Raw genomic sequence first — 26622 nt, 5'->3', positions numbered from 1 at the left:
TTACATTCAGTTTTCACGGTCGCTAAATAGACGTTCGCACCTTCAACAATTCCGGAAAGAACGACTGTTCCAACGCCTTTGCGAGGTACGACACGCCGCCCGTGCCCCCAGTCCCCATCTTGTGGCCGATGATGCGTTCGACGGTCTTGAGGTGGGCGAAGCGCCATTGCTGGAAGCGGAATTCGAGGTCGACGAGTTTCTCCGCGAGTTCGTAAAGGTCCCAGTGGCGTTCGGGCTCGCGGTACACTGTCAGCCATGCCGCATCGACGCTGTCGGCGAAACCGCGGCGGCGAAGGAGTGCGATGCACTCGTCGTACAGGCTGGGGGCGGCGAGGACGGCCTGCAGGTGGGTGTGGATCTCGGGGTCGCTCGCGTGAACGCCGATGCCGGCGGTCTTGTTGCCGAGCAGGAATTCGAGCTCGCGGTATTGGAAGGACTGGAAGCCGCTCGACTGGCCGAGGCTGGGGCGAAAGGCGTGGTAGTCGCTCGGCGTCATCGTCGCGAGCACGTCCCACGACTGGATCAGCTGCGTCTGGATGCGGCTGACGCGCGCGATCATCTTGAACGCGGCGCCCAGGTCGTCGGCGGCGATGCGGTCGCGCGCGCCGGTCAGTTCGTGGATCGACAGCTTGATCCACAGCTCCGACGCCTGGTGGATGATGATGAACAGCAACTCATCGTGGCTGTCCGACAGCGGCGCCTGCGCGGCGAGCAGTCGGTCGAGGCCGAGGTAATCGCCGTAGCTGAGATCGGGGTTCTCGAACGCGCCGCTCATGTGACGGCCCGCCGCTGGGCGAAGCGGGAGTCCTGCCACTCGCCACTCTCCAGCACCTGCGCGAGGGCTTCGACGCCGTCCCAGACGTCGACGTAGCGCGTGTAAAGCGCCGGGAACCCGAAGCGCAGCACGTCGGGCGGGCGCACGTCGCCGACAACGCCGCGGGCGATCAGCGCCTGCATGATTGGCTCGGCGTGGGGGTGGCGGAGGCTGACCTGCGCGCCGCGCCCCTCGCGCGGGCAGGCGGGTTCGAGGGCCGGGCAGTGCTCGGCGGCGAGGTCGAGGAACAGGTCGCCGAGCGCGCGGCTCTTGGCGGCGGCGGCGGGCATGTCGATGCCGTCGAAGGTCGCCAACCCGCTCGCCAGCGCTGCTAGGCCGAGGACGCCGGGAGTGCCGGTCAGCAGCCGCGCGACGCCGCGCGCGGGGGCATAGTCGTCGCCGAAGTCGAAGGGTGCGGCGTGACCGATCCAGCCGGTCAGCGGCTGCGTCAGTGCCTCGTGGTGGCGGCCCGCGACATAGGCGTACGCGGGCGCTCCGGGGCCGCCGTTCAGGTATTTGTAGCCGCAACCCGTCGCGAGGTCGGCCTGCGCCGCCTTGAGGTCGACCGCGACTGCGCCCGCGGAGTGGCTGAGGTCCCACCCCGCCAGCGCGCCCTTGGCGTGAGCGGCGGCGGTCAGCGCTGCCATGTCGTGGACCGCGCCGGTGCGGTAATGGGTGTGGGTCAGCCACAGCAGGGCGACATGCTCGTCGAGCGCGCCTGCGATCTCGGCCGGCGCGACGGCGCGGACCTCGATGTCCGTCAGGCTACCCAGGCCGCGCAACATGTACAGGTCTGTCGGGAAGTTGCCTGCCTCGGTGACGATGACGCGTCGTTCGGGGCGCAGCGACAGCGCGGCGGCGGCGAGCTTGAAGACGTTGACCGAGGTATTGTCGGTGACGATGACCTCGTCCGGACCCGCGCCGATCAGCCGCGCGATCTTCGCACCCAGCTTCGCCGGCCAGCCGAACCACTCGCTCCAACTGCCGACGAGGCCCTGCCCCCACTCGCGCGCGATCGTGTCGCCCACCCGCGTCGCGGTCCGCCTGGGCAATGCGCCCAGTGAGTTACCGTCGAGATAGGTCAGGCCGACCGGCAGGCTGAAGCGCGCGCGGGCGAAGGCGAGCGGGTCGTCGGCATCGAGGGCGAGGGCGTCGGCGCGAGTGAACATTCGCGGACCAATAGCTGCATTCCGCTTGAAACATCACCCCGCTTGGCATTACATCGAACTGTCACAGCCGTCCCGCGAGGGGCGGCTGTTCCTGTATTCGCGAAAGAGCCGACCATGACTCCCTTGATGCCGCACGCGACCGCCGCCTGGCTCGTCGACAACACCGCGCTGACTTTCCAGCAGATCGCCGAGTTCTGCGGGCTGCATATCCTGGAGATCCAAGCGATCGCCGACGACACCGCCGCGACCAAGATGACCGGTCGCGACCCGATCCGTTCGGGCGAGCTGACGCAGGCCGAAATCGACCGCGTCTCGCAGGACCCGAACGCGCGCCTCGTGCTCGAGAAGCAGCCCGAGCAGCTGCGCCGCACCAAGGGCCCGCGCTACACGCCGGTCAGCAAGCGCCAGGACAAGCCCGATGGCATCTACTGGATCGTCCGCAACCACCCCGAGATCACCGACAACCAGATTTCGAAGCTGATCGGCACGACCAAGGATACGATCGCCAAGATCCGCGACAAGTCGCACTGGAACATGGCGAACATCACCGCCAAGGACCCGGTCACGCTGGGCCTGACGACGCAGCGCGAGATGGACGCGCTGGTCACCGCCGCCGCCAAGAAGGCGGGCATCGAGATCACCGTCGACATGGGCAAGTTCAACGACGACCGCGCCGCGATGATCGAGCAGCTTAACGCCGAGCGCGTTCAGGCCGCCTACATCGCCGAGCACGGCCCGGCACCGACCGAGGTCGGGACGGCGCAGCAGCAGGGGGATGCGCTTTTCCGTCGATGAGCGGCCGAGATTAAAGCGAGGAACGCCCTTCGCGTTCGTCGACTTGGGCTCGGACTCGCGCGAGACCGGCCGGCGGAGCGGCGGATAAGCCGCCGCCCGTCCGACGGCGCGGCTTTGCCGCGACGCTCTTCCTCGCCTTTCGAATCGTTGCGGTCACGCTAGCGTCACCCTAACTTCGCGGCCATGACCACGCCCGAACACCTGCAGTCCGACTCCTACGAGCGCGAGCCGCAGACCTTCCCGCAGCTCACGCCCGAAATGGCGGCCCGCATCACCGCCTACGGCCGCACCGAAACCCTCCCCGACGGCACCGAAGTCTTCGCCCGCGGCGACCGCTCGGTCGATTTTTTCTTCGTGCTGAGCGGCGCGATCGAGGTGTTCGACACCGACGAGCACGGCGGCGCGCACGTCTTCCACACCCACGGCGAGCGCCAGTTCACCGGCGAGCTCGACCTGTTCAACGACCGCATGGTGCTCGTCTCCGGCCGGACGCGCGGCGCGACGCAGGTGGTGCGCGTGCCCCGTACCGACTTCCGCCGCCTCGTCACCGGCGAGCCCGACATCGCCGAGATCATGATGCGCGCCTTCATCCTGCGCCGCGTCGGGCTGATCCAGCATGCGCAAGGCGGCGTCGTGCTGATCGGCGACGCCCACACCGCCGACACATTGCGCCTGCAACGCTTCCTGACGCGCAATGGCTACCCGCATCGGCTGCTCGACACCGCGAGCGACCCGGACGCGGCGGGCTTCCTCGACTGTTTCGACGTGACTTCGGACCAGCTGCCCGTCGTGATCCTGGGCGGGGCGGACGTGCTGCGCAATCCTTCCACCCCCGCGCTCGCCGACGCGCTCGGCATGACCGAGGAGCGCGACGCGAGCCATGTCTACGAGGTCGCGATCGTCGGCGCAGGGCCGGCAGGCTTGGCGGCGGCGGTCTATGCGGCGTCGGAGGGGCTGGAGACGATCGTGCTGGAAGGCACCGCCCCCGGCGGCCAGGCGGGGACGAGTTCGAAGATCGAGAACTACCTCGGCTTTCCGACCGGCATCTCGGGCCAGGCACTCGCCGGCCGCGCACAGGTGCAGGCGCAGAAGTTCGGCGCGCGGCTGGCGATCTCACGCCATGTCACCGGGCTCGATTGCGAGACGCGGCCGTATCGCCTGACCCTCGACGACGGCGCAGCGGTGCTGGCGAATGCCGTGATCGTTGCCGCCGGAGCGCGCTACCGCAAGCTCGCGCTCGCCAATTTCGACAAGTACGAAGGTGCCGGCATCCACTATGCCGCGACCGCGATGGAGCAGAGCCTGTGCGGCGGCGAGGTCGTCATCGTCGTCGGCGGGGGCAATTCGGCGGGCCAGGCGGCGGTCTTCCTGTCGCGCACCTGCGCCCATGTCCACATCCTGGTGCGCAGCGGCGGGCTGGCGGCGACGATGTCCGATTATTTGGTGCGGCGCATCGAGCAGTCGCCGAAGATCACGCTGCACACCCACACCGAGATCGTCGCGCTCGACGGCGACGACCGGTTGCGGCGCGTTACCTGGTCGACCGACGGCGCGACCGAAACGCACGACATCGGCAACGTCTTCCTGATGCTCGGCGCCGAGCCGAACACCGACTGGCTGGGCGGCTGCCTGGCGCTCGACGACAAGGGCTTCGTGCGCACCGGGACCGACGACGCCGGCACCCCCCTGCCCTCGCCCTATGCCACCGCGCGGCCGGGCATCTACGCGATCGGAGATGTGCGGTCGGGGTCGGTCAAGCGCGTCGCGTCGGGCGTCGGCGAGGGGTCGGTGGTGATCGCGGCGGTGCACGCCTACCTGCACCCGCCGATCTGAGCCCACGAACAAAGGCGGGCCACCCATCGGCGGCCCGCCCTGTTATCGGTCTGCCGAAAGCCTTACGCGGCGACGGCCTTGCGACGGCGCATCGCAACACCGGTCATCGCGAAGCCGGCGATCAGCAGGCCCCAGGTCGCGGGCTCGGGGACCAGCGACGCCGAGAAAGTGACGGCTGTGGCGTCGTTGAAGTAAACGCCGTTGTTGCCGACGAACACGCCGACCTGCTGGCCCTGTGCAAGGAACAGGTTGCCGCCGTTCGTATAGCCCGGCGCGGAGGTCGTCAGGTCGGCGAGCGGCGTCGGCGTGCCGCCGAGCAGGTAGCCGACCGTCTGTGTCGCGGCGTTGTCATCGGACTGCTGGGCGCTGAAGCTGATGCTGTAGCTGCCCGCCCGCGGTGCGGTGAACAGGATCACGGACAGCTCGCCGTTCTGCCCCGGGTGAAGGACCAGGGTCGACGCCGGGAAGTTGCCGGTGCCGCTCTCGAAGAACTGGCCGTTCGGCGACGCAAACACGCCGAGGTAGTTGCCGGCGGTCAGGCAGATCGTGCCGCCGAAGTCGCATGTGCCGCCGACCGGGAACGGGGTGAACACACCGCCGGTATAGCTGCCGAAGGTGAACTGGCCCGACGGGTTGGCGGCCGGCGAGAACGACGCAGCGGCGTCGTAGGTCACTGCCGCGGCAGGAATGGCGACGAGGGCAGAAGCGGCTGCGGCGATAGCGATCAAGGTCTTCACGGATACGCTCCTGGAGAAAGGTTTACAGTCTCCTAGCAAACGTCGTGCCAACGGACCCGAACGCGCAAAAACAACGAGATGGAGTTACGCCACCGAAATGTTTGTCAGCAATGTGTAAAGATTGGCGACGGTTGCCGTAACGAGGGCCATTGTGGTGCGACCAAGAAATTCTTGTCGTGCAGGCGGTTGGCTGGCGGCCCGGGCTGAGCCACAAGCGCGGTGATGACCGACCTCGCAATCTTCTACGAACACCCGTCGTGGTTCGTGCCGCTGTTCGCCGCGCTCGACCGCGCCGGCGTCGCGTACAGCGCCACGCCGATCGGCGATCATGTCTTCGATCCCGCCGCGACCGGCGTGCCGGCTCACGTGGTGTTCAATCGCGTCGCGATGTCGAGCTTCCTGCGCGAGACCGAGCATCCGATCTTCTACGCGCAGGCGCTGTTCGGGCAGTTCGAGGGTCTTGGCGCGCGGGTCGTCAACGGCACACGCGCGCTGGCGATCGACGCGTCGAAGGCGCGGCAGCTGTCGCTGATCGCCGCGCTTGGCCTGCAGGCGCCCGCGACGCGCGTCGTGCACCGGGCGGCCGACCTTGTAGGTGCCGCCGCGGACCTGCGCTTCCCGGTCGTCGTCAAGGCCGACATCGGCGGGGCCGGTGCGGGCATCGTGAAGTACGATGCACCGGCCGAATTGGCCGCCGCCGTCGCAGATCGCAGCACGCCGGCGGGCATCAACGGCGTGACCCTGGTCCAGGAATACTCGCCCCGGCGCGGCGGCAAGATCACCCGCGTCGAGACGCTGGCCGGCAAATTCCTCTACGCGATCGACATCGAGAGCAGCGGCGACACTTTCGATCTATGCCCCGCCGATGCCTGCGCGGTCGGCCGCCCGGCGATCAGCATGACGCGCGTCGAGCCGCCGCCCGAGATGATCGCCGCCGCCGAACGCATCGCGCAGGCGGCACACCTCGACGTCGGGGGCATGGAGTATCTGATCGACGACCGCGACGGCACCGCCCGCTTTTTCGACATCAACGCGCTGTCGAACTTCGTCGCCGACCCGGTCAATGTGCTGGGCTGGGACCCGCACGACGATCTCGTCGCCTACCTCCAGTCGGTCATCGCGGAGACGAAAGCGTCATGAGGTACGGCTTCTGGATGCCGGTGTTCGGCGGCTGGCTGCGCAACGTCCCCGACGAGCGCGCCGCGAGCTGGGCCTATGCGCGCGACCTGACGCTGCGTGCCGAGGCACTGGGCTATGACCTGACCCTCATTGCCGAGCTCAACCTCAACGACATCAAGGGCATCGAGCAGCCCGCGCTCGACGCCTGGTCGACCGCAGCGGCACTGGCGGCGATCACCACGAAGCTCGAGCTGATGGTCGCAGTGCGCCCCAACTTCCACCACCCGGCGCTGTTCGCCAAGCAGGCGGCGAACATCGACAATATCGCCGGCGGGCGCCTGTCGCTCAACGTCGTGTCGTCATGGTGGGCCGACGAGGCGAAGCAGTACGGCCTGCAGTTCGATGTCCACGACGACCGCTACGCACGCACCGCCGAATGGCTGAGCGTCGTCGACGGGATGTGGCGCGAGGAGCGCTTCGACTTCGAAGGGCGCTTTTACCGCACGCAAGGCGCGATCTGCGCCCCCAAGCCCCTCGCGAAACCGCGCCCGACGATCTACGCCGGCGGCGAGAGCGAAGCCGCGAAGGCGATGATCGCCGAACGCTGCGACGCCTATGTCATGCACGGCGATCCGGTCGAGGCGGTCGCGCCGAAGATCGCCGACATGCGCGCGCGGCGCGAAGCGCTCGGCAAGCCGCCGATGATCCACGGCATGGCGGCCTATGCCATTGTCCGCGACAGCGAGGCGGAGGCGCGGCGCGAACTGGCGCGCATCACCACGCTCAACGGCCCGCCTCCCGCAGGCTATGCCAATTTCGACCAGTGGCTGTCGGGGACTCAGCTCGAGCGCGAGATGAAGGTCCAGGAATATTCAGTGTCGAACCGCGGCCTGCGCCCCGACCTCGTCGGCACGCCCGAGCAGCTGCGCGAGCGCATCGCGGCGTTCGAGGATGCGGGCGTCGACCTGCTGCTCCTCCAGATGAGCCCGCAGGCCGAGGAGATGGAGCGCTTCGCCGCGCAGGTCATGAACTGACCTAGAGGGGCTCGACCCGCACCGGCGTGTCGGCGGCGCGCACGAGGCGGTTGCGGAGCGGCAGCGTGAAGGGCGCCGCCTCGATCTCGAATACGTCGCCCTCGGCGGTCTGGATGCCGTCGGCGAACGACAGGGTCGCGGTACCGAAGAAGTGCACGTGGACGTCGCCCGGCTGGCGGAACAGCGCGTACTTGAAATGGTGATGCTCGAGGTTGGCGAGCGTGTGAGACATGTTCGCCTCGCCCGACAGAAAGGGCTTTTCCCACAGCACGCTGCCGCCACGCCGGATGCGTGACACACCCACCACCTCGGCAGGCAGGTCGCCGACGATCAGCTCGGGGCCCAGCGCCGCAGCGCGCAGCTTGGAGTGCGCGAGGTAAAGATAGTTCTCGCGCTCGGTGACGTGATCCGAAAACTCGTTCGCGAGCGCGTAGCCGAGCCGCCGAGGCTGCCCTGCGCCGTCAATCAGGTAGATCCCTGCAATCTCGGGCTCCTCGCCGCCGTCGCGGGCAAAGGCTGGCATGCTAAGGTCCGCACCGGTGCCGACGAGGCAGTTGCCGTTGCCTTTGTAGAACCACTCGGGCTGGCTGCCGATCTCGCCAAGCGGAGGCTTGCCGCCCTCCAGCCCCGACTGGAACATCCGCATACTGTCTGTGACGCCCTGAACGGCAGTGCGGTGCATCTGGTCGCGCCCGTGCGCCGAGCCGAGGTGGGTCAGTCCGGTGCCCGTCAGATAGACATGCGCCGGATCGGGATGGTCGATCGGCGGCAGCAGGCGCCCCTCGTCGAGCGCCGCCGCGACATCGACCGCATCGCTGAGCGACGCGCGCGCGAAGGCCTCGAGGCCGGTCGCGGTATCGATCGCCCGCTGCGCCAGTTCGCGGATAGAGGCGACGCCGGCGACGCGCCGCCAGTCGGCACCGTCCGCCGATGCGGCGACGATGCGCTCGCTCGCCTTGGCGATCTGGACAAGACGAAATGTCACCCGGCGACCCTCCGACCGACAACGGTCTTGAGATTATTAAATCAGACATATAGGCTGCGGCAAGCCTGTCAGCGGGGGAACAGCGAACTTGGCCGTCACTGCCCTGCCCCGCCTGCTGTCGATCGCCCACGACGGCGTGCACCTGGCCATCGAACTGCTCGAGGATCGGCCCGTCGCGCTGCTCCACGTCGGCGCGCACCCCTTCATCAATAAAATGCCCGAGCGTCACCGCTGGGCCTATCGCCTCGTCGAGGCGCGCGTCGCGGGCGAGGACCATGACTATATCGGCGCGGGGCGTTTCGCCGGCAGCGGCATGGGGGGCCGGCTGCGCTATATCTCGCACAGCGACGTGACCGACGGCGCGGCCCGCCGCATCAGCATCGTCCAGCGCGATCCGCTGACCGGGTTCGAAACCACATCGACCCTCGACATCGAGGATGGCGTTCTCGTCAGCCGGACCGAAGCGCGCAACGGCGGGAGTGCGCCGCTGACCCTGCTCGACCTGTCGGCCTTCTTCCTCGTCGGCTTCGCTTCCGGCCCCGTTCCGCGCGGCGACCGCTGCCGGGTGAGCATCCCGCGCAACGGCTGGTACGCCGAGTTCCAGTGGACGCACCACAGCGCGGGCGATCTCGGTCTCAACAATCGCTTCGCCTTCGGCAGCCGGCACGAGACGGTGCGATCGACGGGCAGCTGGTGCAGCAGCAACTATCTGCCGATGGGCTATGTCGAGGCAGCGAGCGGCGGGCGCGGCCTGTTGTTCGAGACCCTGCACGGCGGATCGTGGAGCTGGCAGATCGGCGAAACCGCCGACGAACTCTACCTGCATGTCGCCGGCCCTGGCGAGGCGGAGGGTTGGTGGCGCACGCTCGCCCCCGGCGAAGTGGTGACCTCACCTGCGGTCGCGGTGGCGCCGGCGCCCGACTTCGACGCCGCAATGGCGGCGATGACGCGCCACCGCCGCCGCACGCGCCTTGCGGGCAGCGACGGTTCGCCGGTGATCTTCAACGATTACATGAACTGCCTGATGGGCGACCCCGACGAGGCGAAGATCCTGCCGCTCGTCGACGAGGCGGCAGCGCTGGGGGCCGAGGTCTATTGCATCGACGCGGGCTGGTACGCGAAGCCCGGCGAGCGCTGGTCGTTCACCCTCGGCGACTGGTCGGTAAATCGCGACCGCTTCCCGCGCGGGCTGGAGCCCATCGTCGCGCGCATTCGCGAGCGCGGCATGATCCCCGGCCTGTGGTTCGAGATCGAGGCAATGACCGCGAACCACACCGGCTTCGCCGACCTGCCCGACGACTGGTTCTTCGTCCGTCACGGGCGGAGGGTGGTCAGCCACCGACGCCATCAGCTCGACTTCCGCAACCCCGCAGTGCGCGCCTTCGCCGACCGCGCGATCGATGCTGCGGTCGGCGACCTCGGCTTTGAGTTCCTGAAACTGGATTACAACTTTGACTCGGGCATTGGGTCCGACCTCGGCGCGGAAAGCCCGGGCCAGGCGCTGATCGACTACGAAGTCGCCTTCCTCGCCTGGCTCGACGCCCTGCGCGCGCGCTATCCACGCCTGCAGATCGAGCATTGCGCGAGCGGCGGCATGCGCCTCGCGCGGCCCTATCTCGACCGCACGCACAATGCGTCGAACAGCGACGAGGGCGATCCGCAGCAGATCGCGCGCATTGCCGCCGCCGGAGCGACGATCCTCCTGCCCGAACAGAACGGCACCTGGGCATTGCCCAAGGCCGGCGACGATGCCGAGCGCACGGCCTTCGCGATGGCCTGCGCGATCCCCTTCCGGATGCAGCTCGCGGGTGGTGCGGGGGAGCTGACGCCCGGCCAGCGCACGCTGGTTGCCGAGGGCGTCGCGGCACACAAGGCGGTGCGCGACATGGTGCGCGACGCGGTGCCTAGCTGGCCGCTGGGCCTGCCCGGCTATCACGATGCGTGGCTGTGCGTCGCGCTCGATGCCGGTGGCGCGCGCCTTGTCGCGCTGTGGCGGCGCGATGGCGGCCCCGACAGCATCACGGTCCCGCTACCGGGGGCGAAGGCCGCGCGCCTGCTCTACCCCAGTTCACTCGGCAGCGACTGGCGCCTCGACGGCGAGCAGCTTTTCGTTACGCTAGCCGAGCGATGCGCGCGCATCTTCATGGTCGAGACATAGGGGGATGGCGATGAGCAAGGCGCGGTTGCCGGTGCGCGCCGAGGACATCTCGCTGACGCGGCGGGTCGCAGCGTTCGCCTTCATCCTGCTCGGCTACATCTTTTACAGCTACGCCTGGAACACGATCGATGTGCTGCGGCCCTACATCCGCGCGTCGGCGGGGCTGACGCTGACCGAGGCGGGCCTGCTCTACAGCTTCCAGAGCGCCGGGGCGCTGGTCGGCGCGGTCGTCGTCGGCCAGATGGCGGACCGCTTCGGGCGGCGCAACCTGCTCGCCGCGATCACGCTGGGCTACGGCGTCGCGCTGCTCGCGGGTGTGTTCGCGCATGACTTCGTCTCGCTTGCGGCGCAGCGGCTGGTGCTCGGCATCTTCCTCGGCGGCGTTTTCGCGGTCGCGGTCGGGCTCTACGTCGGCCTGTTCGACGCGCAGGTGCGCGGGCGGCTGGCGAGCATCGTCGGCGCGACCTTCGGACTAGGGCTCGCGCTGCAGGGCTGGCTCGGCGGCTTCTACCTCGACAACGACTGGACAGTGATGCTGTGGGCCGGAGCCGTCCCGCCAATCGTGCTGGCGCTGTTCACCTTCGTCGTCATTCCCGACGACCGCCACGTCATCCCCTACGGCGGCGCGCCCGAGGCTCCCGTAATCACCAGCAAGATGCCGGCACGCGAGCTGTTCGCACCCGAGCATCGGCGCACCACGCTGCTGCTGACCCTTTTGTCGGGCCTCGGCTTCCTTGGCTACCAGGGCTTTTCGGGGTGGGTAACGACCTTCCTGAAGGACGTGCGCGGCTTTTCCGGGGCCGACATGGGCGCGCTGATCGCGTGGCAGGCGGTCGGCGGCATCCTCGGCGGCTTCTTCTGGGGCTGGGTCGCCGACCGCTTCGGCCGCCGCGCCGGGATCCTGGGGTTCGTCATCGGCAGCGCGATCATCATCGCCTATCTGCGCGCGCCCGCGGTGCCGGCGCTGCTCGGCACGCTGGGGGCCGCCTATGGCTTCGTCATGTCGAGCGGCATCGCCTGGGGGCCGTATTTCACCGAGCTCTACCCCTCGCACCTGCGATCGACCGCGGCGTCGGTATTCCACTGGGGCCGGATCATCGGCTTTCTCGCGCCCGCGATCACCGTCGCGGTCGCCGATGTCGTCGGGCTGACCGCGGCGATGATGATGGCGGCGCTCGTCTATCTCGCGGCAGCGCTGGTCTGGTGGCTGCTGCCCGAGACGCTGGTCCGGCGGCGCGCGTGACGACGCTGTCGTTCGACCCGGCCCGCGTGCCCTTCTCGCGCGCCGGCGCGTGGATGGCGCTGACGCTGCTGACCGAAGAGGTATGGGGCCGCGTCGGGTTCAAGGGCGCGCCGCGGCTGGCGCTGCGCGTGCTGCACGGCGATGCGCCCGACTATGGCCGCGCGATCGACCTGACCCCGCTGTACGACGGCGATTGTCGCTACGAGGCCGACGCCGAGCGGCTGCGCATCGTCGCCGACACCGGTGTCATCGAGTTCGCCTTTCGCGACGCACGCACGCTCGTCGTCAGCGGCGAAGGCCTGGGGCTGCGGCTCGAGGCATCGCAGGTCATCTGGTACGACAATCTCCAGCCCGATGGTCCGGATGGCTGGACATGGATGGCATCGGCCTTTCGCAGCGAGTTCAAGCTGCGCGCCTTGTCCGGACAAATCGCCGCCGATGCGCCGTGGACTGGCATGCGCGCCGACCATATCCGCGTCTATGCCGGGGGCGATGGGCTGCCGTGGGTGCTCGAAATCGGGGAGACGTGGTGGCGCGCCAGCGAGCCCGCGCCGATCCCGCATTCGTGGGCGGACTGGCTGGCACGTATCCCCGCCGTTCCCGCCGAATGGGAGGCGGCACGCCAACTCGCGGCCTATGTCGGCTGGTCGGCGCTGGTCGAGCCGCAGGGGCATTTCACGCGACCCGCCATGCTGATGTCGAAGAACTGGATGGCGAGCGTCTGGAGCTGGGACCACTGCTTCAACGCGCTGGCGCTCGCGCCGATCGATGCGGGCCTCGCGTGGGACCAGTACCGCTTGCCCTTCGACCTGCAGGCGTCCGACGGCCGGTTGCCCGACCAGGCCAACGACCGGCGCCTCTTCTGGAATTTCGTGAAGCCGCCGGTGCACGGCTGGACGCTGCGCCGGCTGATCGAAACGGGCGTGGTGTCGGACGAGAAGCTCGCGTGGATTTACTCGCGTCTCGCTGCCTGGACCGAATGGTGGATGCGCGACCGCGGCGGCGACGCCGGCCTGCCCTTCTACCGCCACGGCAACGATTCGGGCTGGGACAACGCGACCCCCTTCAAGATCGGCATGCCCGTCGCCGGCCCCGACCTCGCCGCAATGCTGGTGATCCAGATGGACGTGCTCGGCGAAGTCGCCGCGGGCCTCGGGCGGCTTGACGAGGCCGAAGCGTGGCGAGCCCGCGCCGATACCCTGCTGGCACGCCTGATCGAGCGATTGTGGACCGGCGAGACCTTCGTCGCCCGCCGTGTTTCAGATGGCGCGGTGCACGCCTCCGACAGCCTCGTCGCGGTGATCCCGATCATCCTCGGCGAGCGCCTGCCCGCGGCGATCCTTGCCGCACTGGTCGCCAAGATCGGCGAGCCGGGACGCTTCCTGTGCTCCGCAGGTCTCGCCACCGAGGCGCTGACCAGTCCGCAGCACGAGAGCGACGGCTATTGGCGCGGCCCCGTCTGGGCACCCACGACGCTGCTCGTCGTCGAAGGCCTGCGGGCGGTCGGCGAACGTGCGCTTGCACACGACATCGCCCGCCGCTTTTGCGAGACCTGCGCACGGTCAGGCATGGCCGAGAACTTCGACGCGGTGACCCGCGCACCGCTCCGCGACCATGCCTATAGCTGGACGGCGAGTGTCTTCCTGCTCCTCGCGGCGAGCCTCCGATGAGCACGCGGCAAGAAGCCCCGGCGCTGCGCATTCACGGCACGATCGCGCGCGATCTCGGCATCGCGATCATCGCCGGCACCTATGCGCCCGGCGAGCTGCTGCCCGGCGACATCGCGTCTGCGGGCCAACTAAAGGTATCGCGCACGGCCTATCGCGAGGCGGTGCGCATTCTCGCCGCCAAGGGGCTGGTCGAGAGCCGCCCCAAGGCAGGTACGCGCGTTAGCCCCATGTCGCGCTGGCATCTGCTCGACCCCGACGTCATCGCCTGGAGCCTGCAGGGCCAGCCCGGCGAGGACTGGATACGCGACCTGTTCGAGCTGCGCCTGACCGTCGAACCCGCCGCCGCCGAACTCGCGGCGCGGCGGCGCGACGCCGGGGACCTCGTTGAGATGAAAGCCGCGCTCGATGCGATGGCGCAGCACGGTCTCGCGGTGCCCGAGGGCCAGGCCGCCGATCAGCGTTTCCACCACGTCCTGATGCGCGCGACGCGCAACGCCCATCTGATCTCGCTGTCGAGCTCGATCGAGGCCGCGGTCGCCTGGACGACGATCTTCAAGCAGCGCAATCGCGCCCTGCCGCGCGACCCGATGCCGGATCACGTCGCGCTATTCGACGCCGTCGCGGCCGGCAAGCCAGCGGCCGCGCGCAAGGCGATGACCGTCCTCGTGCGCGGCGCACTGAGCGATACCGAGCTGTCGTTTTTGCCCTGATCCGATGGTGCGGGCGGCCGGGGTCGAACCGGCACTCCTTGCGGAACCGGATTTTGAGTCCGGCGCGTCTACCAATTCCACCACGCCCGCGGGGTCGGCGATTGCGGGTTAAACGGCTGCGCGCGGCTTGCCAAGTCGGCGCATAGCCCGCAAGGCTGCGCGGCATGAGACCTCCCCGTACGCCCGGCGGCACCGGTGGCCCCCGCGGCCCCGGTTCGGGACCGCCCCGCGCCCGCCCGCCCTCCGCCCGCCCGCCTGCCCGCCGCGGCGACGCGCCCCAACGCCCCAGCTTCGGCCGCCCGCCCGCGCTCGACGAGCTGCAGACCAACCAGCGCGAGCTGCGCCGCCACATACCCGGCGGCCGCCTGCCCAAGGTTCCGGCGCTCAAGCCCGAAGGCCCCCGCCCCGCGACCGGCCGCCGCGCGCGTGGTGACGTCCGCGCCGCCGCCGCCGTTGCCGCCAAGGCCGGCGTCGACGCGCAGGAACCGCAGCGCATCGCCAAGCTGCTCGCCCGCGCCGGGGTCGGCTCACGCCGCGACATCGAGCGGATGATCGAGGAGGGCAAGATCGCGCTGAAGGGCACCGTGCTGACGACGCCCGCGACGATCGTCACCTCTCTGGAAGGCATCACGGTCGAGGGCCGCGAGGTCGCGCCGATCGAGGCGACGCGCCTGTTCCGCTTCCACAAGCCGAGCGGCTTTCTGACCACCGCACGCGATCCCGGCGGCCGCCCGACGATCTTCGACGTGCTGCCCCCCGGCCTGCCGCGCCTCGTGCCCGTCGGCCGCCTCGACATGAATACCGAGGGGCTGCTGCTGATGACCACCGATGGCGGGCTGAAGCGCGCGCTCGAGCTGCCGGTCAACGCAGTGTCGCGGCGCTACCGCGTGCGCGCGTTCGGCGAGATCAGCCAGGCGGCGCTCGAGACGCTGATCGAGGGCATCACCATCGACGGCATGCACTACGGGCCCATCGACGCCGATATCGAGCGGCGCACGGGGGCGAACCTGTGGCTGACGATGCGCCTGACCGAGGGCAAGAACCGCGAAATCCGCCGCGTTCTCGAATTCCTGGGGCTGCAGGTGTCGCGCCTGATCCGCACCGCCTATGGCCCGTTCGAACTCGGCGACCTGCCGGTGCGCGATGCCGACGAGATCCCGGCGGCGGCGATCGCGACGCTGCGCAAGGGCTTGGGGGCGCAGCAGCGTTGAAGATCATCGCCGGACAATGGCGGGGCCGCGCACTCGTCGCGCCCGACGGCGAAGCGACTCGCCCGACCGCCAACCGCGTGCGCGAGGCGCTGTTCTCGATGCTGACCAGCCGCATCGGCAGCTTCGAGGGCCTGCGCGTCGCCGACGTTTTCGCCGGCACCGGCGCGCTCGGCATGGAGGCGCTGTCCCGCGGCTGCGCGCATGTCTCGTTCGTCGAGACCGACGCCGGTGCCCTGAAGGCGCTCAAGACCAATATCGCCCGGTCGAAGGTCGAGGCGCTGACCGACGTGTTCGCGCAGCCCGCGCTCGCGGTCGGCCGGGCCCGCCAGGCGTACGACCTGCTGATGCTCGATCCGCCCTATGGCGAGGGTCTTGCCGCCCCCGCCCTCGCGCACCTGATGGCGCAGGGCTGGATCGCGCCGCACGCGCTGATCTCGGTCGAGACTGCGGCCAAGGAACCGCTCGAAGTCGCTGGATTCACTATCGAAGTCACCCGCCGCCATGGTAAAGCAGCCCTCCATTTGCTCCGTGTCGGAGAGCCTGAGTGAGCGTCTCGATCGCCTTTGCACAGACCAGCATGGCGCTGCGCGACATTCTCCAAAATGCTCTGCGCCTCGACACCGGTTGGCGCGAAACCGGCGGCGCGCCGCGCGTCACCACCCTGCCGCACGGCAAGCCCGACAAGGGCAGCGGCGAGCGGCTCAACCTCGGTCTGATTTCAGCGGCGCCCAATGCACGGCTCCGCAACGAGTCGGTCGATACCCCGAGTGGTCGTGTCCCGCTGGTCTTCGATCTGCGTTATCTGATCACCGTACATGTGCTATTCCCACTGCATGCCGAACTGTTGATCGGTGCGGCACTCGAAGCACTCCTCGATAATCCGGTGCTCACCGGGCCGCCAGTTCCCGACGAGGACCCGCTGGAAACGGCGATCATGGACGTCGCCGGCCCGATGGCGGACAACCGGCCGCGCCTGATTGTCGAGGTTGCCGAGGCGCGCAGCTTTGACGCGCTCCGCGTCCCCGCGCTGCTCGTCCATGTCTCGCCGGTGATCGTCGCACCGCGCCGCAGGGGGGCATCGCTGCTGCTGCAGCCCTGACGCGACTCAGCCCCGCAGCCGCGGGTGCAGCGTCGCCGTCGCAAGTAGGAGCGCCGCACCCGCGCCGCCGATTAGGTTGGCGATGCCGATCAACGGGTACAGCAGCGCCCCCGCAACCGCCCCTGCAACGAGCCCGGCCCAGAGCAGCAGATAGGGCCACCAGCCGAACGCCGGCCCGCCGCGCAGGGCGTGGGCGATGCGCTGCCCGACCTTGACCAGCGTGCCAGTCATGTAAGTCAGGCCGATCTGCACCTCGCCGTCGCGTTCGAACACCACGTTCTCGACGCCCATCGCCAGCGCCATCGCCGCCGCCGCGCCCGCGCGCCAGCCGAGTGCATCACACGCCACCGCCGCGCCGAGCAGCACCGCGACGAGCGCCAGCACCACCGCCCGCCGCCGTGCGCCACCCAGCGTCCCCGCGAGCGAGCCTGCGACCACGCCGATGACGAACGCCGCGATCAACCCTGCGGCGATCAGCGCCTCCCGCGGCAGCGCCGCGACGCCGACCGCAAGGCGGGTCGAGTTGCCGCTCATGAACGAGACGAAGAAGCCGCCGAGGTACAGGAAGCCCGTCGCGTCGACGAACCCCGCCAGCGCCGACAGGCCCGTCGCCAGCCACAGGATGCGCGCGTCGGAGCGGATCATGGTGGACAGCCTACGCGCCAAAGTACGCTGGACGCCAGCCGCCCGGGTGACAGGCCGATGCGCCCAAGGTAGCGCGTGGGTCATGCGTACCCGGATCAAGATCTGCTGCATCGCCTCGCCCGCCGAAGCGGCGCTGGCGGTTGATCACGGTGCCGATGCCGTCGGCTTGGTCGCCGCGATGCCCTCGGGTCCCGGCCCGATCGACGACGCGCTGATCGCCGCCATCGCCGCGACGGTGCCGCCGCCGGTCGCGAGTGTTTTGCTGACCTCCGAAAGCGACGCCCAGGCTATCGCGGCGCATGTCACGCGTACCCGGCCCGCAGCGGTCCAGATCGTTCGCCACATCGCGCCGGCCGAGTCCGCCGCGCTCGCCCGCCTGCTGCCGCTGACCCGCCGCATCCAGGTGATCCATGTCGAGGATGCAGGCGTGATCGACCTGATCCCGGCCTATGCGCCGCACGTCGATGCCTTCCTGCTCGATTCCGGCCGGCCGGGGGCCGCGACGCCGACCCTTGGCGGCACCGGCGACGTCCACGACTGGGCGGTCAGCGCGGCGTTCGTCGCGGCCAGCCCGCGGCCGGTGTTCCTCGCGGGCGGGCTGAACGCCGGCAACGTCGGCGCGGCCATCGCGCAAGTGCGGCCCTTCGGCGTCGACATCTGCTCGGGCGTCCGCACCGACGGCGCGCTCGACCCCGACAAGCTCGCGGCTTTCGTCGCGGCGGTGGCGGCGGCCGACTACAGCCGGTCGAACAGCAGCGCGATATAGACCGCGATGATCAGCGCGACCGCGGGCGCGAGCAGGCGGTGATAGAGCGGGCCGCGCGTCAGGATCGCCACCGCGAACGCCGCCATCAGCGCGAGGTGAAAGCCGAGGTTGGCGCCGACCGGGATCGCGCCGTCGAGCACGAGGTCCTTGCTCAGGCTCGTCGCGAGCATCGCCAGCAGCGCGCCGAAGAACCAGCGGCGATGGTCGAAATAATGCGCACGCAGGTCGACGTCGCCGGCCTCCCCCGTCGCCGGCAGCACCAGCGCCGACGCCAGATACTGGAAGATCGTCTGCAGCAGCACGACGGTGAAGGCGCCGAAGGTCCAGGTCGCGTGGTCGCGCAGGCCGAACATCGCCCACCACATCTGCGTCGTCGCGGCGATCAGCGTCACCGACCAGATCAGCGACGGTGCGTAGCGCCGCACCCGGCCGCGCGCGAGGATCAGATTGCGAAATCCCTGCAGCACCTCGGTGATCGCCAGCCCGAGGATGATCGACAGCAGGACCGCAAGGAAGTCGAAGGCTTGCATCGCCGCACTATGGCACCGAAACACGCGCGCCGCACAAGCCGCAGGCTCGAATGGCGGGTGACAAAGCGGCCGCCGTTCCTTAACTGTTCCCCGTGCTTGCGTCCCCCGCCCTGACCGACCCGCCCTATCTGCAGGGTCTCAACGCGCCGCAGCGCGACGCCGTGCTGACCACCGAGGGCCCCGTGTTGATCCTCGCGGGTGCAGGCACCGGCAAGACGCGCGCGCTGACCAGCCGGCTGGCGCACATCATCGTGACGCGGCTGGCGTGGCCGTCCGAAGTGCTGGCGGTGACCTTCACCAACAAGGCGGCGCGCGAGATGCGCCACCGCATGGGCGCGATGCTGGGCGACATGGTCGAGGGGATGCCTTTCCTCGGCACCTTCCACGCGATCGCCGCGCGGATGCTGCGCAAGCACGCGGGGCTCGTCGGGCTGCAGTCGAACTTTAACATCCTCGATACCGACGACCAGCTGCGCCTGCTCAAGCAGGTTCAGGCCGAGGCGGGGATTGAGGAGAAGCGCTGGCCCGCCAAGGGTCTCGCCGGGCTGATCGACAAGTGGAAGAACCGCGGGTCGCGCCCCGACCAGCTGCTGCCCGGCGACGGCCGCGATTATGCCGACGGCAAGGCGCCGGCCCTCTACGCGCGCTATCAGGAGCGGCTGGTCCAGCTCAACGCCTGCGATTTTGGCGACCTGCTGCTTCACATGCTGACGATCTTCCAGCAGCACCCCGACGTGCTGTCGGAGTATCAGCGGCGCTTCAAATACATCCTCGTCGACGAGTATCAGGATACCAACGTCAGCCAGTATCTGTGGCTGCGCCTGCTCGCGCAGGAGCGCAAGAACATCGCCTGCGTCGGCGACGACGACCAGTCGATCTATTCGTGGCGCGGGGCGGAGGTCGCCAACATCCTGCGCTTCGAGAAGGATTTTCCGGGCGCGAAGGTGATCCGGCTGGAGCAGAACTACCGCTCGACGCCGCACATCCTGGGGGCCGCGGGCGGGCTGATCGGCAAGAACTCGGGGCGCCTCGGCAAGACGCTCTGGACCGATCGCACCCACGGCGACCAGGTCAAGGTCACCGGCGTGTGGGACGGGCCCGAAGAGGCGCGGCTGGTCGGCGACGCCGCCGAGCGGCTGCAGCGCCAGGGGGCCAGTCTCAACGACCTCGCCATCCTCGTCCGCGCGCAGTTCCAGACCCGCGAGTTCGAGGACCGCTTCATCGCGATCGGCCTGCCCTACAAGATCGTCGGGGGCTTCCGCTTCTACGAGCGCGCCGAAATCCGCGACGCGCTCGCCTATTTCCGCGTCGTGGTCTCGCCGTCGGACGGGCTGGCGTTCGAGCGCATCGTCAACCTGCCCAAGCGCGGACTGGGCGACAAGGCGATGGCCGCGCTGCACACCCTCGCGCGCGTCCGCGACGTGCCGCTGTCGACGGCGGCGGCGATGCTGATCGAGACCGACGAGCTGACGCCCGCCGCGCGTCGCAGCCTCGCGACCTTCGTCGCCGACCTCGCGCGCTGGCGCGGGCAGCTCGAATCCCTGTCGCACCAGGACCTCGCGCGCGTCATCATCGAGGAATCGGGGATGGTCGCGATGTACCAGGCGCAGCGCAGCGTCGAGGCCGACGGCCGGCTGGAGAACCTGACCGAGCTGACGCGCGCGATGGACGAATACGAGTCGATGCAGGCGTTCCTCGAACATGTCAGCCTTGTCATGGACAACGACCAGGGCGACGAGGCCGAATACATCACGATCATGACCCTCCATGCCGCCAAGGGGCTGGAGTTCGACCACGTCTTCCTCGTCGGCTGGGAGGAAGGGGTGTTCCCCTCGCAGCGCGCGCTCGACGAGGGCGGCAACGCGAGTCTCGAGGAGGAGCGCCGCCTCGCGTATGTCGGGATCACCCGCGCCAAGAAGGCGGCGACGATCTTCCACGCCGCCAATCGTCGCATCTACGGGCAATGGACATCGAGTATCCCGTCGCGCTTCGTCAGCGAGCTGCCGCCCGACCATGTCGAGGTGACCACGACGATGAGTGGCGGCCCCAGCCTGTGGCGCGCCGCACTCGGCAGCGGCCAGGACCCGTTTGCCGACGTCGGCCGCGCAACCGGCCGCGGCCCCGGCTGGGCGCGCGCGACGACGGTCGGCACCTCGGGCCTGCCCGGTCGCGGCCCCGTGCTCGAAGCCCGCGCGAGTGCGGTGTCGGTCGGCATGAAGGGACGCAGCGACGTAAGCGTCGGCAGCCGCGTCTTCCATTCGAAGTTCGGTTACGGCGCGGTCACGTCGATCGAGGGCAACAAGCTGGAGATCGAGTTCGAAAAGGCGGGGGCCAAGCGCGTCCTCGACAGCTTCGTCGAGGTGGTCTGAGGCTCAGTCCGCGGTCCAGCCGCCATCCACCACCAGGCTGGTGCCGGTGATCAGCGCCGCAGCGTCGGAGGCAAGGAAGACGACCGCACCCATCAGGTCCTCGACGGTGCCGAGCCGGCCCAGCTTGATCTTCGCGAGCACGCTGGCCTTGAATGCCGCATCCTCGAAGAACGGGCGGGTCAGCGGCGTGTCGATGAAGGTCGGCGCGATGGTGTTCGAGCGGATGACCGCGCTTGCGAGGTCGAGCGCCAGCGCCTTGTTCATCCCCTCCAGCCCCCATTTCGACGCGCAGTAGAGCGACCGGTTGGGGCCGCCGACATGGCCCATCTGGCTGCCGACATGGATCAGGCTGCCGCGCGTGCCCGCAGCGAGCATGGCTCGAACGCAGCCCTGGGCGACGAAGAACGCGGACTTCAGGTTGAGGTCGAGAACCGCGTCGTAGTCGTCCTCGGTCACGTCGATCATCGGCTTGGGTCGGTTTGTGCCGGCATTGTTGACGAGGATGTCGAACGCCGGCCGTGCCGCGAAGAACGCCGCGACCGCGGTGAGGTCGGCGACGTCGAGCACCGCAGCATCGGCCTGTCCGCCCGCCTCGCGTATCGCCGCTGCCCCCGCCTCGATCTCCTCCGACGACCGCGCGCACAGCGTCACCTGCGCCCCGGCATCGGCGAGCGCCGCCGCGAGCGCCAGCCCGATGCCACGCCCTGCCCCGGTAACCAGCGCACGCCGTCCGTCGAGGCGCAGCGACGGCGTGCGCGGCAGGATCACGCGGCTTCGGCCCGGCCGCCGTAGGGCACGTTGCGTCCGCCGTAGCGGCGCACGCGGATATTGGCCTGCTCGCCGTGCCCGGCAAAGCCTTCGAGCGCGCACAGGCGGCTGCAATATTCGCCGATCATCGTGCTTGCCTCGTCGGTCAGCACGCGCTGGTAGGTGCAGGTCTTGATGAACTTGCCGACCCACAGCCCGCCCGTGTAGCGCGCGGCCTTCTTGGTCGGCAGCGTGTGGTTGGTCCCGATGACCTTGTCGCCGTAGCTGACATTGGTGCGGTTGCCGAGGAACAGCGCGCCGTAATTGGTCATATGCTCAAGAAAGTAATCGGGGTCGCGCGTCATCACCTGGACGTGCTCGCTGGCGATCTCGTCGGCGATGCGGACCATCTCGGCGTCGTCCGCGGCCACGATGACCTCGCCGAAGCTCTCCCAGGCCCGGCGGGCGATGTCGGCGGTGGGCAGGATGAGGAGCAGCCGCTCGACTTCGCGCATCGTATCCTCGGCGAGCTTGCGGCTGGTGGTGAGCAGGATGGCGGGCGAGTCGGGCCCATGCTCGGCCTGCCCGAGCAGGTCGGTGGCGCACAGCTCCCCGTCGGCGCCGATCTCGTCGGCGATGACGAGGGTCTCGGTCGGCCCGGCGAAAAGATCGATGCCGACGCGGCCGAACAGCTGGCGCTTGGCCTCCGCTACGAAGGCGTTGCCGGGGCCGACGAGGATGTCGACCGGAGCCATGCTCGCCGTGCCGATCGCCATCGCGCCGACCGCCTGGATGCCGCCGAGGCACCAGATCTCGTCCGCCCCCGCCATGTGCTGCGCGGCGACGATCGCGGGTGCGGGCTTGCCCTGGAACGGCGGCGCGCACGTCACGACGCGCGGCACGCCCGCGACCTTGGCGGTGATCACGCTCATGTGCGCCGACGCGAGCAGCGGGTATTTGCCGCCGGGGACGTAGCAGCCGGCGGCGTTGAGCGGCAGGTGCTTGTGGCCGAGCACGACGCCGGGAAGCGTCTCGACCTCGACATCGGTCATGCTGGCGCGCTGGATCTGCGCGAAGTTGCGCACCTGCGTCTGCGCGAACTCGATATCTTTCAGGTCCTGGCCGGTCAGCTGGTCGATGCACGCCTGCACCTCGGCAGGGGACAGGCGGTAATCGTCGCGGTCCCACTTGTCGAATTTGACGCTCAGCTCGCGAATCGCCGCATCGCCGCGTGCCTCGATATCGGCCAAGATGCCCTCGACCGTGTCGCGCACGCTGCGGTCGGTCGCCGCCTTTGCCTCGGTCGTCGCACCGCGCTTGAGCCAGATCGCCATGATGGTGTCCCTTGTTCGGCACGGTTGACACCGCGCATCGCGGGGCCGATGTTTCTCCAGATTCCGGAGAAACGCAAGTGACCAGTCCTCTCGCCCCGCAGGTCGTCCGCTACGCCGACCTCCGCCCGTGCCACAACGCCTTCATCGACAGCCGAACGCCGGGGTCGGAAACGAAGGAGAATTTCACGATCATCGGCCCGGGCGTGTCGGAGAACCCCGACCAGTTCGTCCACATCGCCGCGCCGCACGGCTTCAACATCGGCGGCGCGCGTCAGCCGCCGGGGTGCGTGAATTCGCAGCACAGCCACGACACCGCCGAGGTCTTCGTCGTCCACTCGGGCCGCTGGCGCTTCGACCTGGGCGAGCATGGCAACGACGCGCGCGTCGAGTGCGGACCCGGCGACACGATCTCGCTGCCGACCAGGACATTTCGCGGTTTCACCAATATCGGCGATGACACCGGCTTCCTGTGGGCGGTGCTGGGCGGCGACGATCCCGGCCGCGTGACCTGGGCGCCGAAGGTGTTCGACCTCGCGCGTGACTACGGGCTGGTGCTGCTCGCATCGGGCCGGCTGGTCGACACCGCGAAGGGCGAGGCGGTGCCCGACGACGCCGTGCCGATGCCGCCGACGACGCCCGATCAGGTCGCGGCGCTGACGCGCTACACCGACGCGCAGGCCGAGCATCTGGTGGCGCGCGATCGCACCGGGAGCGGTGAGACCCCGGTGATTGCCGCCGATGGGCCGCTCGCTGCGCCGCATGGCTTCACGCTGCATCGCCTCGATCTCGACGGCGCGGGCGAAGCCGAGACGGTGGCGGGTGTCGAAGTGATCTTCGTCCACCGCGGCGCGCTGGCGATCGACTGGGACGGCGGGCAGATCGACATGGGCGAAGGCGACACCGCGACCGTGCCGCGCGGCCTGTCGCGCACCCTGTCGGGCACCGCGACGGCGTTCATCGTGCGCGGGCCGGGGTCGGCCTAGCTCAGCCCCGTCGCAGCCCGCAACGCCTCCGCCCCGGCGCGGATGAAGCCGTGGTCGGAGCCCAGCACGAACAGCGTCGCCCCCTGCTCCACCCACTGCGCAGTGTCGCCGGGCCGCGCGATGAACATGCCGACCGGGCGCCTTGCTGCGACGGCTGCCGTGCAGATGCGCGTCACCGCCGCGACCACGGGGGCATCGTCCATCGACGCACAGCCGAGCGCGACGGTCAGGTCGGCGCGGCCGATGAAGAAGGCGTCGATGCCCTCGACCGCGAGAATAGCGTCGAGATCGTCGAGCGCCTCCAGATCCTCGAGCTGCGCGATCACCACGGTGCGCGCTGCGGACGCCGCACGATGCTCGGCCATCGCAACGCCGCCATAGGCCGCTGCACGCGGCGACCCCGCATAACCACGCCCCCCCGGCCCGAACTGCGCGGCCTGCGCGACGGCGCGCGCCTCGCCGGCGGTGCGGACGTGCGGCACGAGAACGCCGTCGGCACCGCAGTCGAGCGCATTGAGGATCGCCGAGTGGCCGCCATCGGCCGGCCGCACGACCACCACCATGCCCGCCGCGCGCGCCGCGAGAATGCACACGTCGAGGTCGCGCCGGTCGAACGGCGCATGCTCGGCATCGAGCACCAGCAGGTCGAGGCTCGAATGGGCGAGCACCTCGACGACCGCATGGTGGGGCGTCTTGACGAAGGTGCCGAGCAGCGGCCGGCCCTCGGCGATGCGGGACTTAAGCGTCATGCTAGTCGCTCCGACGCCAGCGCCGCACCTTCGCTCAACGTCTTGAGCTTGGCCCAGACGATGTCGGGGTCGACCGCGCCAAAGCCGGCGAAGGTCGAGAAGCCGCAGTCGGTCCCGGCGATGACGCGCTCTGCGCCGACGATGCCGACGAACCGCTCGATCCGCTCGGCGACGACGCGCGGGTGCTCGACGAAGTTGGTCGTCGAATCGATCACGCCGGGGATCAATATCTTGTCGTCGGGAATGATCGCGATCATCTCGGCGAAGTAGTTCCAGTCGTGCTGGTGGCGGGGGTTCGACGTCTCGAACAACAGGCCGGCGGGCTTGGCGTTCATCAGCGTCGGCAGGATCACTCCCATCTCGACGTCGTGGGTGTGTGGCCCTTCGTAATTGCCCCAGCAGACGTGCATCCGGACGCGCGACGCATCGACGTTGCGCAGCGCGTGGTTGAGCACGTCGACGTGCCCGCCGATCAGCGTCAGATACTCGGCGTCCGTTCGCCCCTTGTACATCATGTGGCGGCCCAGCCCGAGGTCGGGGCTGTCGAGCTGCAGGATCAGCCCCGCCGCGACGATCGCCTCGTATTCGGGCCGCATCGCCTCGGCGAGCGCCTCGAGGTAATCGTCCTGGGTCGCATAATGCTCGTTCGGCTGGAACAGCGCGATGACGCCGGGTGACGCGGCGTTCATGAAGCCGCCCGCGGGTGCGTGGCTCGCCATCGCCGCCGCCATGTGCGCGAGGTCGGCCTCGAGCGGGGCGAGCGTCTTCGGCGCAACCGGCCCGACGCACTTCGGGCGGCGATAGGTCGGCGTGCCGCCGCTCGCCGCCTGGCGCGTCAGGAACCCCGGAAAGTCCTCGAGGTCGGCAGGCGGGGTGCGCGGGGAGTCGCCGTCGAAGCCGGTGATGCGGTCCTTGATGTACGTCGCATAGCTGATCTTCGACATCTCGCCGTCGGACACCAGGTCGATGCCCGCCGCGACCTGCCGCGCGACGATATCGTCGACTGCCGCGCCGATGACGCGGTCGAACTCGGCGCCGTCGATGGCCTCGCCGCGTTCGGCCGCGAAGACGAGGTCGGTCACCGCCTTTGAGCGCGGCAGCGAGCCGACGTGCGTGGTCTTGATGGTCATGGCATCTCCCCGATATCGTCGAGCCAGCGGCCGATCGCCGCCGCGAGTTCGTGCGGCCGTTCGAGCGGCAGCATGTGCCCCGCCCCGTCGATGACGCGCAAGGTCGCGCGGGCGCAGCGTGCCGCCATCGCGGCGTGCCAGTCGGGCGGGCACAGCGCGTCCTCCGCGCCGACCGCGAACAGCACGGGATCCGCGAAACCGTCGAGCACCGGCCCCAGGTCGGCGCGCGTGCGCAGCGCCTCGCTCTGGGCGCAGAAGACGTCGTCCCCAAGACCCATCGCCATGTCGAACAACAGGTCCTTGAGCGCAGTGTCACCGCGGTTGGCGGCGGCGAGATAGGTGGGCTTCAGCTCGTCGGCCACGATCGTCGGCAGCGCGCCGGCCCGCACCCGCGCCTGTTGAACCGGTCGCACCGCTGAGCGCTCGGGCAGATCAGCGCCGGCGTTGGTATCGACCAATACGAGGCCCGCGATACGTTCGGGGGCCTGCCGCGTCATCTCCAGCGCGACGATCCCGCCCATCGAGAAGCCGATCGGCAGCAGGCGACCCGGCACGCGCGCCAGCACCGCCGCCGCCATATCCGCGATCGTCGATTGATCCAGCATGCCGGCATGGGCGGCTCCGAACCCGCGCGCCGCCAGAACGGCCGCGACCATCGACCCGCCGCCCGACCATAGCCGCGCGTCGCACATGTTGCCCGGCAGCAGGACGGCGGTCGTGATGGCTGCCCTCCCCGCGAGCGTTGCAGCCGGCATCATGCCGTGCCCGGCGTTTCTCCACAATCCGGAAAAA

At 69.4% G+C, this 26622-nt stretch carries 25 protein-coding genes and 1 tRNA gene; 14 read left to right on the top strand and 12 right to left on the bottom strand.

All coding sequences use genetic code 11. The annotated features are described in order from the left end of the window. Positions 1 to 22 precede the first annotated feature (22 nt). Positions 23 to 775, bottom strand: coding sequence for a tryptophan 2,3-dioxygenase (locus FMM06_RS06495; RefSeq protein WP_144236473.1), 753 nt, complete (start codon positions 773 to 775; stop codon positions 23 to 25). Further along, complete coding sequence (gene kynU / locus FMM06_RS06490) at positions 772 to 1983, bottom strand: kynureninase (RefSeq protein WP_144236472.1); 1212 nt, start codon at positions 1981 to 1983, stop codon at positions 772 to 774. The genes FMM06_RS06495 and kynU overlap by 4 nt, the downstream gene beginning before the upstream one ends. 114 nt (positions 1984 to 2097) lie before the next feature. On the opposite strand from kynU, the gene FMM06_RS06485 reads away from it, so the two are divergent. Next, positions 2098 to 2778 (top strand): DUF1013 domain-containing protein, encoded by a 681-nt coding sequence (locus tag FMM06_RS06485; RefSeq protein WP_235889114.1) that lies wholly within the window; start codon positions 2098 to 2100, stop codon positions 2776 to 2778. Positions 2779 to 2961: 183 nt separating this feature from the next. Continuing rightward, a complete protein-coding gene (locus FMM06_RS06480; protein ID WP_144236471.1) occupies positions 2962 to 4611 on the top strand; it encodes an FAD-dependent oxidoreductase in 1650 nt (549 codons plus the stop codon). Between the two features lie 62 nt (positions 4612 to 4673). On the opposite strand, the gene FMM06_RS06475 is transcribed toward FMM06_RS06480, so the two are convergent. After that, positions 4674 to 5348 carry a PEPxxWA-CTERM sorting domain-containing protein gene (locus tag FMM06_RS06475; RefSeq protein WP_185965071.1) on the bottom strand — a complete coding sequence of 225 codons (675 nt, stop codon included), beginning with the start codon at positions 5346 to 5348 and terminating at the stop codon, positions 4674 to 4676. A 222-nt stretch (positions 5349 to 5570) separates the two neighbouring features. Here FMM06_RS06475 and FMM06_RS06470 point away from each other — a divergent pair, with 222 nt between their 5' ends. Both FMM06_RS06470 and FMM06_RS06465 read left to right on the top strand, forming a co-directional pair. After that, the gene (locus FMM06_RS06470) at positions 5571 to 6488 is read left to right on the top strand and encodes an ATP-grasp domain-containing protein (RefSeq protein ID WP_144236469.1); all 918 of its coding nucleotides are present in this window, start codon (positions 5571 to 5573) and stop codon (positions 6486 to 6488) included. Continuing rightward, on the top strand, positions 6485 to 7501 hold the full coding sequence (locus FMM06_RS06465; protein ID WP_144236468.1) for an LLM class flavin-dependent oxidoreductase: 1017 nt from the start codon (positions 6485 to 6487) through the stop codon (positions 7499 to 7501). Before FMM06_RS06470 ends, FMM06_RS06465 begins: the two co-directional genes overlap by 4 nt. A gap of 1 nt (position 7502) precedes the next feature. On the opposite strand, the gene araD1 is transcribed toward FMM06_RS06465, so the two are convergent. Then, entirely contained in the window at positions 7503 to 8486 is a 984-nt protein-coding gene (gene araD1 / locus FMM06_RS06460) for an AraD1 family protein (RefSeq protein ID WP_144236467.1), read from the bottom strand. Positions 8487 to 8574: 88 nt separating this feature from the next. On the opposite strand from araD1, the gene FMM06_RS06455 reads away from it, so the two are divergent. From FMM06_RS06455 to FMM06_RS06440, 4 genes are read left to right on the top strand one after another with little or no spacing between them, the layout of a single operon-like run. Continuing rightward, positions 8575 to 10644 carry a glycoside hydrolase family 36 protein gene (locus tag FMM06_RS06455; protein WP_144236466.1) on the top strand — a complete coding sequence of 690 codons (2070 nt, stop codon included), beginning with the start codon at positions 8575 to 8577 and terminating at the stop codon, positions 10642 to 10644. Positions 10645 to 10654: 10 nt separating this feature from the next. Continuing rightward, positions 10655 to 11887: an MFS transporter gene (locus tag FMM06_RS06450; RefSeq protein ID WP_185965070.1), complete on the top strand. Its 1233-nt coding sequence runs from the start codon at positions 10655 to 10657 to the stop codon at positions 11885 to 11887. Then, on the top strand, positions 11848 to 13557 hold the full coding sequence (locus tag FMM06_RS06445; protein ID WP_207790250.1) for an amylo-alpha-1,6-glucosidase: 1710 nt from the start codon (positions 11848 to 11850) through the stop codon (positions 13555 to 13557). The genes FMM06_RS06450 and FMM06_RS06445 overlap by 40 nt, the downstream gene beginning before the upstream one ends. Next, positions 13554 to 14267 (top strand): FadR/GntR family transcriptional regulator, encoded by a 714-nt coding sequence (locus FMM06_RS06440; protein WP_144236463.1) that lies wholly within the window; start codon positions 13554 to 13556, stop codon positions 14265 to 14267. Before FMM06_RS06445 ends, FMM06_RS06440 begins: the two co-directional genes overlap by 4 nt. A 5-nt stretch (positions 14268 to 14272) precedes the next feature. Here FMM06_RS06440 and FMM06_RS06435 read toward each other — a convergent pair. Then, positions 14273 to 14357, bottom strand: a tRNA-Leu gene (locus tag FMM06_RS06435). 74 nt (positions 14358 to 14431) lie between these two features. Between FMM06_RS06435 and FMM06_RS06430 the strand changes: the two genes are divergently transcribed. From FMM06_RS06430 to FMM06_RS06420, 3 genes are read left to right on the top strand one after another with little or no spacing between them, the layout of a single operon-like run. After that, positions 14432 to 15478, top strand: a complete 1047-nt coding sequence (locus FMM06_RS06430) for a pseudouridine synthase (protein ID WP_144236462.1) — start codon at positions 14432 to 14434, stop codon at positions 15476 to 15478. Continuing rightward, positions 15475 to 16026: a 16S rRNA (guanine(966)-N(2))-methyltransferase RsmD gene (gene rsmD, locus FMM06_RS06425; RefSeq protein ID WP_144236461.1), complete on the top strand. Its 552-nt coding sequence runs from the start codon at positions 15475 to 15477 to the stop codon at positions 16024 to 16026. The genes FMM06_RS06430 and rsmD overlap by 4 nt, the downstream gene beginning before the upstream one ends. Then, on the top strand, positions 16023 to 16577 hold the full coding sequence (locus FMM06_RS06420) for a Pvc16 family protein (protein WP_144236460.1): 555 nt from the start codon (positions 16023 to 16025) through the stop codon (positions 16575 to 16577). Before rsmD ends, FMM06_RS06420 begins: the two co-directional genes overlap by 4 nt. A gap of 6 nt (positions 16578 to 16583) precedes the next feature. On the opposite strand, the gene FMM06_RS06415 is transcribed toward FMM06_RS06420, so the two are convergent. After that, positions 16584 to 17222: a YoaK family protein gene (locus FMM06_RS06415; protein ID WP_144236459.1), complete on the bottom strand. Its 639-nt coding sequence runs from the start codon at positions 17220 to 17222 to the stop codon at positions 16584 to 16586. Positions 17223 to 17304: 82 nt separating this feature from the next. On the opposite strand from FMM06_RS06415, the gene FMM06_RS06410 reads away from it, so the two are divergent. Continuing rightward, positions 17305 to 17988: a phosphoribosylanthranilate isomerase gene (locus FMM06_RS06410; RefSeq protein ID WP_144236458.1), complete on the top strand. Its 684-nt coding sequence runs from the start codon at positions 17305 to 17307 to the stop codon at positions 17986 to 17988. Here FMM06_RS06410 and FMM06_RS06405 read toward each other — a convergent pair. Continuing rightward, complete coding sequence (locus tag FMM06_RS06405; protein ID WP_144236457.1) at positions 17958 to 18518, bottom strand: hypothetical protein; 561 nt, start codon at positions 18516 to 18518, stop codon at positions 17958 to 17960. The genes FMM06_RS06410 and FMM06_RS06405 overlap by 31 nt on opposite strands. 92 nt (positions 18519 to 18610) lie before the next feature. Between FMM06_RS06405 and FMM06_RS06400 the strand changes: the two genes are divergently transcribed. Then, complete coding sequence (locus FMM06_RS06400; protein WP_144236456.1) at positions 18611 to 20887, top strand: ATP-dependent helicase; 2277 nt, start codon at positions 18611 to 18613, stop codon at positions 20885 to 20887. Positions 20888 to 20890: 3 nt separating this feature from the next. On the opposite strand, the gene FMM06_RS06395 is transcribed toward FMM06_RS06400, so the two are convergent. Next, a complete protein-coding gene (locus FMM06_RS06395) occupies positions 20891 to 21655 on the bottom strand; it encodes an SDR family NAD(P)-dependent oxidoreductase (RefSeq protein ID WP_144236455.1) in 765 nt (254 codons plus the stop codon). After that, positions 21652 to 22968 carry a histidinol dehydrogenase gene (gene hisD, locus FMM06_RS06390; protein ID WP_144236454.1) on the bottom strand — a complete coding sequence of 439 codons (1317 nt, stop codon included), beginning with the start codon at positions 22966 to 22968 and terminating at the stop codon, positions 21652 to 21654. Before hisD ends, FMM06_RS06395 begins: the two co-directional genes overlap by 4 nt. Positions 22969 to 23045: 77 nt before the next feature. On the opposite strand from hisD, the gene FMM06_RS06385 reads away from it, so the two are divergent. Next, the gene (locus tag FMM06_RS06385; RefSeq protein WP_144236453.1) at positions 23046 to 23951 is read left to right on the top strand and encodes a cupin domain-containing protein; all 906 of its coding nucleotides are present in this window, start codon (positions 23046 to 23048) and stop codon (positions 23949 to 23951) included. On the opposite strand, the gene FMM06_RS06380 is transcribed toward FMM06_RS06385, so the two are convergent. The 3 genes from FMM06_RS06380 to FMM06_RS06370 are packed head-to-tail and all read right to left on the bottom strand — an operon-like array spanning position 23948 to position 26588. Continuing rightward, positions 23948 to 24700, bottom strand: coding sequence for an HpcH/HpaI aldolase family protein (locus FMM06_RS06380; RefSeq protein WP_144236452.1), 753 nt, complete (start codon positions 24698 to 24700; stop codon positions 23948 to 23950). The two genes, FMM06_RS06385 and FMM06_RS06380, sit on opposite strands and share 4 nt — an antisense overlap. Further along, positions 24697 to 25830 (bottom strand): cobalamin-independent methionine synthase II family protein, encoded by a 1134-nt coding sequence (locus FMM06_RS06375; RefSeq protein ID WP_144236451.1) that lies wholly within the window; start codon positions 25828 to 25830, stop codon positions 24697 to 24699. The genes FMM06_RS06380 and FMM06_RS06375 overlap by 4 nt, the downstream gene beginning before the upstream one ends. Further along, entirely contained in the window at positions 25827 to 26588 is a 762-nt protein-coding gene (locus tag FMM06_RS06370) for an alpha/beta fold hydrolase (RefSeq protein ID WP_185965069.1), read from the bottom strand. Before FMM06_RS06370 ends, FMM06_RS06375 begins: the two co-directional genes overlap by 4 nt. Positions 26589 to 26622 lie beyond the last annotated feature (34 nt).

This window comes from Glacieibacterium frigidum (assembly GCF_007097155.1).
In the GTDB taxonomy this organism is placed as follows: domain Bacteria; phylum Pseudomonadota; class Alphaproteobacteria; order Sphingomonadales; family Sphingomonadaceae; genus Glacieibacterium; species Glacieibacterium frigidum.
This window is presented reverse-complemented; position numbering and strand designations above follow the sequence as displayed.